Genomic DNA, 14,659 nt, shown 5'->3' with positions numbered 1-14,659 from the left:
AGAACATGAAATGGTTATTATCTTCCGGTCGTAAGAAGAATGAGGATATCAAAAGTGTAAAACAACATTTAATTGTACTAATTCCGTATTTATGGTTGATTTTATTTTTTCTAATACCTTTTATTATTGTATTCAAGATTAGTTTTTCAGTACAGGAGGTTGCGATTCCTCCTTACACTTCGCTTGTAGTTTATAACACTGATCTGAACCAATTAAGTATTTTTGTTAATTTTACTAATTATCAGGAAATATTTGAACAATTTTCTAGTAGCTTATTATATGAGTTGAATCCTTTTAACTTTCTTACAAAAATAGTTCATTTTGATCAGTTATATCAGTTTTTAAGTCAACAAAACTTAATTACTAGTGGACAAAATATCTATATTAAGGCTTATATATATTCTGTTTATTATGCACTTCTTACGACGTTCTTTTGTTTATTAATGGGTTATCCTATTGCTTATGCGATTACAAAAGTTCGGTTTAAATATCGTAACATTTTATTGTTATTAGTTATGTTGCCTTTTTGGACCTCTTTTTTACTTAGAGTTTATGCATGGATGTCACTATTAAGCATGAATGGTATTATCAACCAATTATTACAAAATATATCTATATTTCTTTCTAAAGTATTAAATACAACCATTTCAATTGGCCTCTGGGATATGTTTTATAATGAATTTTCTTTAGTTTTAGTTCTAGTTTATACTTATTTACCATTTATGATTTTACCTTTATATACACAGTTAATAAAAATTGACCCTAAATTAAGACAAGCAGCTGCTGATTTAGGTGCTAAGCCTTTTAAAACATTTACGCAAATTACATGGCCTTTATCTAAACCAGGAGTGATTGCGGGTTCCATGTTGGTATTTATTCCAGTAGTAGGGGAATATGTGGTTCCTGAGTTAGTGGGAGGATCGGAGAATCTAATGATTGGTAAAGTGTTATGGCAAGCGTTCTTTGATCAAAATAATTGGCCTTTAGCATCTGCTGTTGCAGTTGTTATGGTAGCCATTTTAATTATTCCTTTAGTTATTCATCATCGTTCTGAAAATAAGCATCATTCAGGAGAAGCCAAATGAAACATAGTCAAAATGGTTATTCCTATTCTTCATGGTTTCTGAAAATTTGTTTAGTACTTGGTCTTTTATTTTTATATTTACCTCTTTTCATTTTAGTTATTTATTCTTTCAATGATTCAAAAATGGTAACTGTTTGGGGTGGTTTTACAACTAAGTGGTACTTTGAATTATTACATAATGAGGTTATTTTAAGTTCAGCATGGTTATCTTTAAAAATGGCTATTGTATCTTCAGCTAGTGCAGTTATTTTGGGTATGTTGGCAGGGTATGCTTTAGAACGTATTAAAATTTTTAAGGGAAATACCTTATTTGCAGGTATGGTTAATGCACCGATGATGATGCCTGAAGTAATTTCAGGATTATCTATGTTGATGTTAATTTTTCAAACCCAAATAGTGATCCAAGCCATAGGATTTGAAAATTTTAGATTTGAAAGGGGTTTCTTTACTATTTGGTTAGCACATACTACCATGATTATGGCCTATGTTACTGTGATCATCCGTGCAAGATTAAGTGAATTGGATGATTCTTTAGAGGAGGCGGCTATGGACTTGGGTGCAAGGCCATTAAAAATCTTTTTTGTTATCACTCTACCTATGATCATGCCTGCTATTATCTCGGGTTTTATGTTGGGGTTCACTTTATCCTTTGATGATCTAGTGATTGCTACTTTTGTATCTGGTCCAGAATCTGTTACATTACCACAGATCATTTTCTCTAAAATTCGCAGAGGGTTAGATCCTCAAATGAATGTTTTAGCAACAATTATGCTGGTTGTTATTGGAACATTGGTTATCGGTGGTAATTATTTATTGATGAAAAATCAGGTCAAAAATTCTAGTTATTAATTCAATTAGTGAAATAAATGTTATGTCAGATGAAGTTATTTTATCAGAGAAAAATGGAATCTTATCTTTGCATTTAGGGAATGATATTATTCAAAGTGCTATGTCTTTAAAGGATCCTAGTCAGCTGGTATTATCGTATTCTCAGGCTATGGTTGCTTCTCTTTTGTTTCTAGATCAATTCACTTTTGTTGTACATCTAGGACTGGGTGCAGGGTCATTGGTTCGTTGGTTTGATACCTTTTTCCCCGAAGTTAAACAAATAGCTGTAGAGATTAATCCTAAAATAATAGGTATTGCTCGGTCAATGTTCCAACTTAATCAAACAAGTAAAATAGTTGATATTATTCTTGATGATGCTTTTAACTGGTTACCCAAACAGAAAAGTGATCAATTTGATCTTATTTTAGTTGATATTTTTGATGCTGATGGAATGTTACCCCAGTTTGTTTCAGTTGATTTTTTTGATTATTGTTTGCAAAAATTAACACCCCAAGGATCTGTTGTATTTAACTGGTGGCAGGGATATCCTTATTACTCTAAGAACTTACAGGATCTAAGACAAGTTTTTAAAAATGAGATTGTGACATGTCCTGCCACTACTTATGGCAACATTGCAGTTATGGGGTTTAAAAGGAAACTACCTTCCTGTTCGAAAAAAGTTCTCAGAGCAAAAGCAAATCATCTAAAACAAAAAACTAATGTAAATTTTTCTCAATTATTATCTTTAATAGAAATCAAATAATAAAAGTAAAGATAAGCCTTTATTTCAAGAATGTCAGTAGTTATTAAACGTAAGGTTTTTATCAGCAGAATTGAACATAATATATCATTTAAAATAAATCATTTTATTAAATGTCTAATGTTGCAGTAAGCGCATTATCTTCAATAAATTTGCGACGTGCATCTACCTCTTCACCCATTAGTGTGGTAAAAATATCATCTGCAACTACACTATCTTCAATTTTTACTTGGAGTAAGCGACGGACTTCCGGATTCATAGTTGTGTCCCATAACTGGCCAGCATTCATTTCTCCCAATCCTTTGTATCTTTGAATATTTAATCCTTTTTGAACCGTATTCAAAAGGTATTCTAAACCATGAGAAAAGTCACTAGTTTCCAATAAGACATTACCTTCTTCATTGAGCAACCTTATTTCCCCCTTTATTTCATTTAATTGATGGGCTGCATATTTAATTTTTTGATAATCTTGTGACTCTAAAAATACTTGAGTTAAATATGATACATTTGCGTTACCATAAATATATTTAACTATTTCGATGGAATAAACTCCATGATTATTAACCGTTTTTAATTCAATATCATCATCCTTAAGATAATTATTTAAGATTTCTATACTATGATTAGTAGCATCCATACTGCTAATGTCTAAGTTTCCTATATATAGGAGAGCCTCTAATACTTTTGATTCAATAAAACTATTATTTTCTATAATCATTTTTGCCATTAAATAGTTCTTGGCAATTAACTCAAATTTTTCATGAGACAAAGGGTTTCGATTGACTTCTAAGTTGATACCGTCTAATGCTAAGTTTAGTAGGTATTGATTTAGTTCAAAATCATCCTTAAGATATCTTTCTTTCTTCTTATAAGTTGCCTTATATAAGGGTGGTTGGGCAATATAAATATGACCTCTTTCTACTAGCTCAGGCATATGGCGATAAAAAAATGTTAATAACAATGTTCGAATATGCGCCCCATCTACATCTGCATCTGTCATGATAATAATACGATGGTAACGCAATTTTTCAGGATTGTATTCTTCACTACCAATACCACATCCTAAAGCTGTAATTAGAGTAGCAACTTCTTGACTTGAAAGAACACGGTTAAATCTAGCTTTCTCGACATTAATAATTTTACCTTTTAAAGGTAAGATAGCTTGAAACTTTCTATCTCTACCCGTTTTTGCAGAACCACCAGCAGAATCTCCTTCCACCAGATATAGTTCAGATAAGGCAGGATCTTTTTCTTGACAGTCTGCTAATTTTCCTGGCAGACCTAAAACATCCATCACACCCTTACGACGAGTAATTTCCCTTGCTTTTCTTGCGGCTTCTCTTGCTCTTGCTGCTTCAAATATTTTTCCACAAATTATTTTAGCTTCTGAGGGATTTTCTTCTAAAAATTCTATTAAGGCTTGTCCAACGACCTCTGATATGACAGAACCAATTTCACTAGAAACTAATTTATCTTTTGTTTGAGAACTAAATTTTGGATCTGCTAATTTAACCGAAATAACACAAGTCAACCCTTCCCTCATGTCATCGCCTGTCGTTTCAACTTTTTCTTTTTTGGCGATATAGTTTTTTTCAATATAGTGGTTAATAGTACGGGTCATCGTCTGACGTAACGCTGTCAAATGCGAGCCACCATCTCTTTGGGGAATATTATTGGTAAAACATTGTATGATTTCTTGATAAGAGTCATTCCATTGCATAGCAACTTCAACTTCCATATCATCTTTAGCGCCATTTGTATAAAAAATTTTATTATGTAATGCATTCTTATTACGATTGATATATTCTACAAATCCAGTAATACCACCAGAAAATGAGAAATTTTCAGTTCTACCTGTGCGTTTATCAATGAGTTCTATGGCAACACCATTATTTAAAAAAGATAACTCTCTTAATCTCTTTGCTAAAGTGTCAAATTGATACTCGATTTGGCCAAATGTTTTTTCACTAGCCAGAAAATGCACCCTAGTACCAGTATAATTAGAATCACCTAAAACTTTTAATGGTTGTATGACATTTCCTTTTTCAAATTCTACAAAATGTTCTTTTCCATCACGGCAGATGGTTAATTTTAACCAATCTGACAAAGCATTAACAACGGAAACACCAACACCATGTAGTCCACCCGAAATTTTATAACTATTATTATCGAATTTACCACCTGCATGCAAAACTGTCATAATAACTTCTGCAGCAGATCGACCTTCGGATTGATGGATATCAGTTGGAATACCACGACCATTATCTTCAACAATAACAGAGTTATCAGAATTAATAATAATTCTTATTTGATCGCAATGACCTGCCAATGCTTCATCAATGGCATTATCTAAAACTTCAAAAACCATATGATGTAAACCAGTTCCATCCTGTGTATTCCCGATATACATCCCAGGTCTTTTGCGAACAGCCTCTAACCCTTTTAAAACTTTGATGCTTTCAGCACCATATTCTTCATTTTTAATATTACTATTAGTTATATGATTCATGTATTTTTTACCATAAAATTAAATTCTCATTGGCATTACAACATATTTAAAACAATCATTATTCGGAATTGTAAATAATCCTGAACTTTTTTCTGTCCCAAATGCCAGTTCCATTTCCTCACTATTAACACTTCTCAAAACATCTAATATGTATAAAATATTGAAAGCCATATCTAGAGAACTCCCTTGGTAAGAAATTTCCAACTCTTCTTGTGCCTCTTCTTGTTCATTATTAGAACAAGAGACAGTTAATTTTCCAGGGCGTAAAAATAAATTTACACCTCTTAATTTTTCATTGGCTAAGATGGCAACACGTTCTAAAGCACCTAAGAGTTGTGCCCTATTGATAGTAAATATATTATGATTATCTAGAGGAATAACAGCTTTGTAGTTTGGAAATTTACTGTTGATAATCTTACTTAGTATTTCTGTTTCTTTACTTAGAAAACGAATTTTATCCGATAAGATTTGTACTGTTACTAGCTCATCAGGAGAATTGAGTAACTTGTAAAGTTCCAAAACTGTCTTCCTAGGAATGATAATATCATTTACATCTGGTAAATCAACCTCCATGGGATGTGAAGCGTAAGCTAATCTGTGCCCATCAGTGGCTACAATTTTTAATTCATTACTTTCTATTTGTAACAGAAGACCCATTAGATAATAACGGATATCTTGAGTTGCCATTGCATATTGAATTAATGAAAACATTTCATGCAAAATTTTTTGCGTTAGACTAAAGGCTATTTTAACTTCACTTTCTGCTTTCATTGATGGAAAATCTTTGACAGGCAGTACTTGTAAATTATACCGACCTTTTCCAGAGCGAATGGTCAATAAATTATCATGTAAATCAAGCCGTACCAGTGAAGATTCTGGTAAGACTCGCAAAATATCTAAAAACTTTTTTACGTTCGTGGTAAAAGCAAAATCGGGTAAGTTTATTTTAGGTCCTAAAGTATGCATTTGAATCTCTAAATCAGTGCCAAGAAAACTTACCTGACCTGATTTATTTTCAATTAGAACATTAGATAGAATAGGCATTGTATGCCTTCTTTCTATAATACCAGATATTGTTTGTAATGGTTTTAATAGTTCCGAACGTGTTGTTTCTAATATCAACATAGCATATTTCCTATTCTCTAAATTTTAGCTATTCAGTATATTAATCAAAATCTTGTATTCTTGCTCTAACTCGTAATCCTTTGTACGAAGATTCATGATCGTTTTATGAGAATGAATTACTGTCGTATGATCCTTGCCTCCAAATTCATCCCCAATAAAGGGCAAACTATGTTCGGTTAATTCTTTGGCAAGAGACATAGCCACCTGTCTTGGCCTAACAATTTTTTTAGTGCGTTTGTTTCCTTTAATATCGGATACTTTTATATTATAATAGTTGGCCACTACCTCTTGTATTTGAGCAACAGTGATTTGTTTACTACCGATAGCAAGTATGTCTTTCAGTGCTGATTTTACTAAATCTATGGTTAATGGCTCATTGACAAATTTAGAATGAGCCTTTACTCTATTTAGAGCGCCCTCCAAATCCCGTACATTAGACTTAATACTTTGTGCGATGAAAAAGGCAATATCATCGGGTAATCTGAAATTAGCTGACTCAGCTTTTTTGTGTAAAATTGCCACTCTCATTTCTAATTCTGGTGGCTCTATTTCCACGGTTAAACCACAAGAAAATCGGGATATCAAGCGTTTATCCATTTTATCTATTTCTGATGGTAATCTATCAGAGGTCAAAATAATTTGCTTATCTTTATCCAATATATCATTGAAAAGATAAAAGAACTCTTCCATTGTTCTCTCTTTGCCAGCGATAAACTGTACATCATCTAGAATTAATAAATCTAATCCTTTATAAGACTTTTTAAAACCATCAATATCTGATCTTCTAACATGTTTAATAAAATCATTAATGAATCTTTCAGCATGGATACATCTAATCCGTGTATGGATACCCTGAAAAAATATACGGTTAGCAACAGCCTGAGCTAAATGAGTTTTACCTAGTCCTGTTGACCCATAAACAAAAAAGGGATTATAGTCTTTTTTTCCAATAGCATCAGCAATAGCTGCACCTACATTAGCTGCTATTCTGTTACTTTTACCTACTACCAGGTTTTCAAAAGTTAGATCTGGTTTTAATCTCGTATGTTCGTAACCCGTATTAATATTTCTTTTATCCGATAGGTTACCAACTGGGGTCAAATTATCTTGAGACCTAATATTTTTTTGAGAAGGAAATTCATCACTGGGAGAAACAGAACCAATTGTTAATTCATTTGTGTTATTTTTTGAATTTTTTTTTCGATTTAAATCTATTACCTTTATGTCACCTTTCCCCACTTTGAGGATAATAGGGGGAAAATCTGGGTTCATTTCATTTTTAATTGTGTTAATTTTAGCTAAGCAGTTTTCTCTAACTAAGTTTAGAATAAACTGAGTAGGTGCGAACAATAACCAATTTTCTGTTTGCTTACTGGTGGTTAATAGAGGGATCCACGTATTAAATTGATACTCACTCATCTCTTTTTCAAGTTGAGTAATGCAAACTGCCCAAAAATTAGTAAATTCTTCCATTTTTATTCTTTAATTAATTGAGTTTATAAAACCCTTAATTTCTACATACTGTCATTCATGTTCAGGTATGTTTTATTTTCTTGACTTTGAAGGAACTATTATACCGCAAAGCTTAAAGATAGGCTATATTGACAAAACTATATTAGTTTGAATAAGGTGTTTTTTGAAGCTAATTTGTTAATTATACTTATGTTTTAAAATAAATTTAAATCTGTTGAGCTTTAAATACCTAAACGCTTGGTTTATTTTATTTTTGGGTAAAATTAGTTGCTAAAGTGGATGTTTTTCTGAATAATTACAATATACATATGTGTTGTATTATGTGTTGTATATGTATGATTCAAAGTTGATACATAAATATAAGGAAATAGTTTAAAAAATATTTTTTAAAGGAAAAATTATTTCAGTTAAGATGTATCTCTATGAATTGAATGGAAGATTAGGACATAGGTCTGATTTTAATCCATACAGGTGCATGGTCGCTTGGGCGTTCCATCCCTCTCATATTTATATCAATACCGAAATCTACAGTATGCTCTAATATTTTTTTTGTAATTAAAATATGATCAATTCGCATTCCTAAATTACGCTTAAATCCATTTGAACGGTAGTCCCACCAAGTATATAAAGGTGAAGTATTATCTAACTCCCTTAAACTGTCATAAAGACCCAAATTTAATAGATTTTTAAACCATTTTCTTTCCTCATTTGAGCAAAGAACTTTCTCATGCCATGTTTTTGGATCGTAAACATCCAGGTCTGCTGGTGCTATGTTAAAATCTCCAAGCAATATTAAATTGGAGTTATCTTTTAATTCGTTTTTAACTAGTTCTATTAGAGCACTAAACCACTCTCTCTTATATTGAAATTTAGGGCTATCAATTTTTTCACCATTAACACAATAAACATTGATAATACGAATATTATTGATGCTAGCTATGATAATCCTCTTTTGTTTATCTTTATAAAAAGGATTATCTAATAAACTATTGTGTAGATCTATGCGACTAATAATAGCAACCCCATTATAAGTTTTTTGTCCATTCCAAACTGCTTGATAGCCAATATTTTCAAACTCTTCTACTGGAAAGAATTCTGAGGATAGTTTTAGTTCTTGTAATACAAGTACATCGATACTGTTATCTTGTAACCAACATAGGATTTGAGGCAATCTTACTTTTAAAGAATTAACATTCCAGGTAGCAATCTTCATTAAATTCTTTCGTATGTTACTTGATTGGATTGATGATTTCTACATCTGAACATTGTGCTCTGTTAAGAAGGACTTGATCCATAAGCACTAACGCCAACATAGCTTCTGCAATTGGGACAGCTCTTAACCCCACACATGGATCATGACGGCCGTGGGTAACTAGATCTACTTCTTTTCCTTCAATATTAATAGATTTTTTTGGTAAAGCAATACTGGATGTGGGTTTGATAGACAGATGTACTGATATATCTTGCCCTGTGCTAATCCCACCTAATATTCCTCCTGAGTGATTGCTAAGAAAACCACCTTTTCTAATTTCATCACCATGGTAACTACCTTTCTGTGTTACAACATTGACACCATCTCCAATTTCAACAGCTTTAACAGCATTAATACTCATCATTGCATGAGCAATAACTGCATCTAATTTATCAAAAACAGGTTCGCCTAAACCAACAGGAACATTTTTAGCGGTAAGACTTAATTTTGCACCTATTGAATCAGTAGACTTTCTAATGGAATCGATATATTCTTCAATTTCAGATAGTTGTAGCTGATTTGGGATGAAAAAAGGATTTTGTGAAATATATTTTTGATCTTCAAATTTAATTATTTTTTCACCTATTTGAGATATATAACCAATGATACTTAAATTGTAATTTTGTTTTAACCAAGCTTTTGCAATAGCGCCTGCAGCTACACGAGCAACTGTTTCTCTAGCAGAACTTCTCCCACCTCCCTTATAATCTCGAATGCCATATTTCATCCAATAGGTATAGTCTGCATGTCCAGGACGGAATTGTTCCTTTATGTTGCTATAGTCTTTACTTCTTTGATCCTTATTGAAAATAATTAGTGCAATTGGAGTTCCAGTAGTTTTTCCTTCAAATGTACCAGACAAAATTTCTACTTGATCTGGTTCTCTGCGTTGAGTAACAAATTTAGAGGTTCCCGGTTTCCTCTTATCAAGTTCTTTTTGAATCATATCCTTGTCAATCGCTAACCCGGGTGGGCAACCATCGATAATACAACCCAAAGCTTGTCCGTGACTTTCACCAAAAGTAGTTACCCTGAATAATTGTCCTAGGCTATTACCTGCCATCGTTCACTTCCCAATTAACACTATTGAGTACAAGTTTATCACAATCAGATTAATTTCAGTATGTAATTAAAACCAATTTAAGATTTAAACCGTAGCTATATTGTAGTATCATGAGATGAGGTAGATTTAGACTAGGAGAATACTAATGGGTAGCAAAGTCATGGATAATTTAAATCCAAATGATGTTGATCCAGTTGAGACCAAAGAATGGATTGATGCAATAGACTCTATACTTGAAAATGAAGGTTCTAAGAGAGTTAATTTTATATTACAACAATTAGTACAACATATACGGGATGCAGGAATTTTTTTACCTTTTTCTGCAACAACGTCTTACGTCAACACCATTCCAGCAGGTAAAGGTAAATGTATACCAGGAAATCAAGAGATAGAACATAAGATTCGTTCTATTATTCGTTGGAATGCAGTCATGATAGTGTTACGTGCAAGTAAAAAAGACCTCGAACTAGGTGGGCATATTGCTTCATTCCAATCAGCAGCAACTCTTTATGAAGTAGGATTTAATCATTTTTGGAAAGCTCAAAATGACAAACAATTAGGTGATTTATTATTTTTTCAAGGTCACTCTTCTCCTGGATTTTATGCTAGAGCCTTTTTAGAGGGACGTTTAACTGAGGAACAATTAGATAATTTTAGACAAGAAGTTCATGGTAATGGATTGTCATCCTATCCTCACCCCTGGTTAATGCCTGATTTCTGGCAGTTCCCAACTGTATCTATGGGTCTAGGACCAATTATGGGAATATATCAAGCACGACTTTTAAAATATTTGGAATCACGTAAGTTAGTTAAGGATAAAAATCGCAAAGTTTGGGTATTTTGTGGTGATGGTGAGATGGATGAACCAGAAAGCCAGGGTGCCATTTCCTTAGCATCCCGTTATGATTTAGATAATTTAATTTTTGTAGTCAATTGTAATTTACAAAGGCTTGATGGTCCGGTTAGAGGAAATGGAAAAATTATACAAGAACTAGAAGGCAATTTTAGGGGTGCGGGTTGGAATGTTATCAAAGTTATTTGGGGAAGTCGTTGGGATAATTTGCTGGCACAAGATAATAATAATCTTTTAAAAAAACGTATGGAAGAATGTTTGGATGGAGATTATCAGACATATAAATCTAAGAACGGTGCTTATGTTAGGAAACACTTTTTTGGTACCTCCCCAGAGTTATTGGATTTAGTGGCAAACATGACTGACGAAGAAATTTGGCGTTTAAATCGTGGAGGACATGATCCCCAAAAGGTTTATGAGGCTTATTATGAAGCTTGTAATAATTCAAATGGTAAACCGACTGTTATTTTGGCTAAAACGGTTAAGGGCTATGGTATGGGTCTAGCTGGTGAGGCAAAAAATACAGCTCACCAGACCAAAAAGATGGATTTAGAATGTTTAAAACAGTTTAGAGATCGTTTTAATATACCTGTTACAGACAAAGATATTGAAGAAAATTTACCATATTATAAGCCCAAGGATGATAGTCCTGAGATCCAATATTTGATAGAACGAAGAGCTGCTTTGGGCGGTTTTTTCCCAAAAAGAGAACCAACTCAGGAAAAATTGGCCATTCCTGAGTTGAAAGCCTTTTCTGTGTTGTTAAAAAATAGTGATGAACGTGAATTTTCAACAACAATGGCTTTCGTGAGAATACTTAGTATATTGTTAAAAGATAAAAAAATAGGTCAACGCATTGTGCCAATTGTACCAGATGAAGGTAGAACTTTTGGTATAGAAGGTATGTTTAGGCAATACGGAATTTGGAATCCAAAGGGTCAAATGTACACCCCTCCTGATGCTGATGAGCTAATGTTTTACAAAGAGTCAAAAGATGGTCAAATTTTTGAAGAAGGCATTACAGAATCAGGTGCCATGAGTTCTTGGATAGCAGCAGCAACTAGTTATGCCAATAATCAATATCCTTTGATACCATTTTACATTTACTATTCTATTTTTGGTTTCCAGAGAATTGGTGATTTGGCATGGGCTGCAGGTGATTTAAGAGCGAGAGGTTTTTTATTGGGTGCAACTTCGGGTAGAACTACGCTCAATGGAGAAGGGCTTCAACATGAGGATGGTCATAGTCAAATACAAGCTGATTTAATTCCTAATTGTATTTCCTATGACCCTGCTTTTGCCTATGAATTAGCAGTCATTATTCATGATGGTTTGAAACGTATGTATGTTAATAATGAGGATATATATTATTACATCACTTTAATGAATGAAAATTATTCACACCCTGCTCTACCTAATAAAGCTGGTATTGAGGAAGAGATATTAAGGGGAATCTATTGCCTTATAGATAATCAAGCCACAGATGATAGTAGTGTTCAACTACTAGGTTCAGGAGCAATATTGAATGAGGTGATTGCTGCATCTAAACTATTGAAAGAAGATTTTGGTATTAGCTCTAATGTATGGAGTGTAACTTCTTTTAATTTATTATATCGAGATGCTATTGAAATTGAACGAAGCAATAGATTACATCCAAAAGAAACACCCAAAATACCTTATGTGGCGACACAATTGAGTAACTACAAAGGGCCCATTATTGCTGCTACAGATTATGTTCGTGAATATGCTAATAAAATAAGAGGTTTTCTACCAAATTCGTACACTGCTTTAGGTACTGATGGTTTTGGCAGAAGTGATTCTAGAGAAAATTTAAGAGATTTTTTTGAAGTATCTAGGGAATATATTGCCTTTACTGCTATTTATGAGCTGGCTAAACAAAATAAACTTGACTATGAACTAGTTGAAAAAGCAATCATTAAATATGGTATTGATACTCAAAGAACTCCAAGCTGGAAATCATAGATATCTATTAAGAACAAGGATGTGAACATGAATCAAATCGTTATGATACTGGTTCCTGATATAGGAAATTATAAAGATGCAGCTGTTATTGATATTGCTGTCAATGAAGGTGATAATATTGAAATTAATGACACACTTATTACTTTAGAAACGGAAAAAGCAACTATAGATGTCCCTGCTGATAAAGCAGGAAAAATCACTGCAATAAAAGTAAAGATTGGTGATAAGGTATCAGAAGGTAGTGTCATTGTAGAAATGAAAACAAATGAAGAAACCGAAGCAGAAGATAAACTTAATCGAAAGAGTGAAGAAATTGTTAAGGATAATATATCTAACCACTTAACAACCGTAGAACAACAAGATTCTCAAGAAAAGGAAATTATCGAAATTTTAGTACCTGATATTGGTCATTTGAAAGATGTAAATGTTATTGATATTCCAATTTCAGTTGGAGATAGAGTTGAAGTAGATACTATCTTAATGACTTTGGAGGCGGAAAAAGCAACTATCGATGTTCCTGCCGATAAAGCAGGAATAGTAAAAGAAATTAAAATTAAAATTGGTGATAAAGTATCTGAGGGTGATTTTATTTTAAAATTAGAAATCGATTCCTCAGATACTAGAGACAAAAAAAATGAAAGAAGTATTAATATACAACACGAAACTAATTCTGGGGTTAATGTAGTGGATGATGATGTCTGTAGTGCTATACCTAATGTTGCAGTTTCCTCAATGATAAATACATTAACTGATGAGAAATATCAAAGAAGAGCACATGCTGGCCCTGGTGTAAGAAAATTAGCAAGAGAACTTGGTATTGATTTATTACAAGTTAAAGGAACAGCACCTCATAATCGTATTGTGAAGGAGGATATACAAAACTATATTTCCCAACAATCAAAATCAAAGCAAAATTTTGATTCTTATGTCTCAAATAGTCAGGATTTAGTATCATGGTCCGATATTGATTTTCAGAAGTTTGGGCCAGTGGAAATTCAAGTACTAAGTCGTATAAAAAAAATATCAGGTAAAAATTTGAGTCGAAACTGGGTCATGGTGCCTCATGTAACTCAACAAGATGATGCTGATATGACAGAGTTAGAAGAATTTCGTCAAATTTTAAATCAAGAATGGGAAAAAGAAGAACTGAAAGTATCTCCTTTAGCATTTATTATTCAAGCTTCAGTTAAAGCTTTACAAAAATTTCCTGAGTTTAATTCGTCTTTAAAAGGAGAAGAGCTCATCATAAAAAAATACTATCATATTGGTTTTGCTGCTGATACACCTAATGGTTTAGTTGTTCCTGTTATCAAAGATGTTGATAAAAAAGGACTAAAAGATATTGCTAGAGAATTAAAAGTACTTTCCAAAAAAGCAAGGGATGGTAAATTAAGCCCACTGGAAATGCAAGGTGGTTCATTTACTATTTCAAGTTTAGGAGGAATAGGTGGTACTTATTTTACCCCTATTATCAATGTGCCGGAAGTAGCTATTTTAGGTATATGCAAATCCCAAATGAAACCTGTTTGGAATGGACAAACATTTCAACCCCGCTTGATGTGCCCTCTTTCATTGTCTTATGACCATCGGGTTATTGATGGAGCGCTTGCTTGTCGATTTATCACTTACTTAAGTAAACTATTGGCAGACTACAAAAGATTACTGTTATAATCATTTCCTTTAAGCAAGATTGATCTTAGCTCAATCTTGCTTCTCTAAATTATATGTA

10 protein-coding genes are annotated in these 14,659 nt (G+C 32.8%); 5 read left to right on the top strand and 5 right to left on the bottom strand.

Annotated features, from left to right (window positions below; all coding sequences use genetic code 11):
• Nucleotides 1-5 precede the first annotated feature (5 nt).
• From GKC53_01125 to GKC53_01115, 3 genes are read left to right on the top strand one after another with little or no spacing between them, the layout of a single operon-like run.
• On the top strand, nt 6-1,085 hold the full coding sequence (locus GKC53_01125) for an ABC transporter permease subunit (GenBank protein ID QRN40767.1): 1,080 nt from the start codon (nt 6-8) through the stop codon (nt 1,083-1,085).
• Nucleotides 1,082-1,933: an ABC transporter permease subunit gene (locus GKC53_01120; protein ID QRN40766.1), complete on the top strand. Its 852-nt coding sequence runs from the start codon at nt 1,082-1,084 to the stop codon at nt 1,931-1,933. The genes GKC53_01125 and GKC53_01120 overlap by 4 nt, the downstream gene beginning before the upstream one ends.
• 22 nt (nt 1,934-1,955) lie before the next feature.
• Nucleotides 1,956-2,675: a polyamine aminopropyltransferase gene (locus GKC53_01115; protein QRN40765.1), complete on the top strand. Its 720-nt coding sequence runs from the start codon at nt 1,956-1,958 to the stop codon at nt 2,673-2,675.
• A 106-nt stretch (nt 2,676-2,781) separates the two neighbouring features.
• Here GKC53_01115 and gyrB read toward each other — a convergent pair whose 3' ends face one another.
• From gyrB to aroC, 5 genes are all read right to left on the bottom strand, one after another.
• Nucleotides 2,782-5,181, bottom strand: coding sequence for a DNA topoisomerase (ATP-hydrolyzing) subunit B (gene gyrB / locus GKC53_01110; protein QRN40764.1), 2,400 nt, complete (start codon nt 5,179-5,181; stop codon nt 2,782-2,784).
• An 18-nt stretch (nt 5,182-5,199) separates the two neighbouring features.
• A complete protein-coding gene (locus tag GKC53_01105) occupies nt 5,200-6,306 on the bottom strand; it encodes a DNA polymerase III subunit beta (protein ID QRN40763.1) in 1,107 nt (368 codons plus the stop codon).
• Between the two features lie 24 nt (nt 6,307-6,330).
• Nucleotides 6,331-7,779, bottom strand: coding sequence for a chromosomal replication initiator protein DnaA (gene dnaA / locus GKC53_01100; GenBank protein QRN40762.1), 1,449 nt, complete (start codon nt 7,777-7,779; stop codon nt 6,331-6,333).
• A 439-nt stretch (nt 7,780-8,218) separates the two neighbouring features.
• Entirely contained in the window at nt 8,219-8,992 is a 774-nt protein-coding gene (xth, locus tag GKC53_01095) for an exodeoxyribonuclease III (protein QRN40761.1), read from the bottom strand.
• 16 nt (nt 8,993-9,008) lie between these two features.
• Nucleotides 9,009-10,094 carry a chorismate synthase gene (gene aroC, locus GKC53_01090; GenBank protein ID QRN40760.1) on the bottom strand — a complete coding sequence of 362 codons (1,086 nt, stop codon included), beginning with the start codon at nt 10,092-10,094 and terminating at the stop codon, nt 9,009-9,011.
• A gap of 160 nt (nt 10,095-10,254) precedes the next feature.
• On the opposite strand from aroC, the gene aceE reads away from it, so the two are divergent.
• Nucleotides 10,255-12,930, top strand: coding sequence for a pyruvate dehydrogenase (acetyl-transferring), homodimeric type (gene aceE / locus GKC53_01085; GenBank protein QRN41808.1), 2,676 nt, complete (start codon nt 10,255-10,257; stop codon nt 12,928-12,930).
• A 27-nt stretch (nt 12,931-12,957) separates the two neighbouring features.
• A complete protein-coding gene (locus GKC53_01080; GenBank protein QRN40759.1) occupies nt 12,958-14,601 on the top strand; it encodes a dihydrolipoamide acetyltransferase in 1,644 nt (547 codons plus the stop codon).
• Nucleotides 14,602-14,659 lie beyond the last annotated feature (58 nt).

The sequence above is a fragment of the Neisseriaceae bacterium genome, assembly GCA_016864895.1.
Classification (GTDB): domain Bacteria; phylum Pseudomonadota; class Gammaproteobacteria; order Burkholderiales; family Neisseriaceae; genus QFNR01.
The sequence above is the reverse complement of the archived record's forward strand: the minus strand, read 5'-3'. Positions and strand labels throughout refer to the sequence as shown.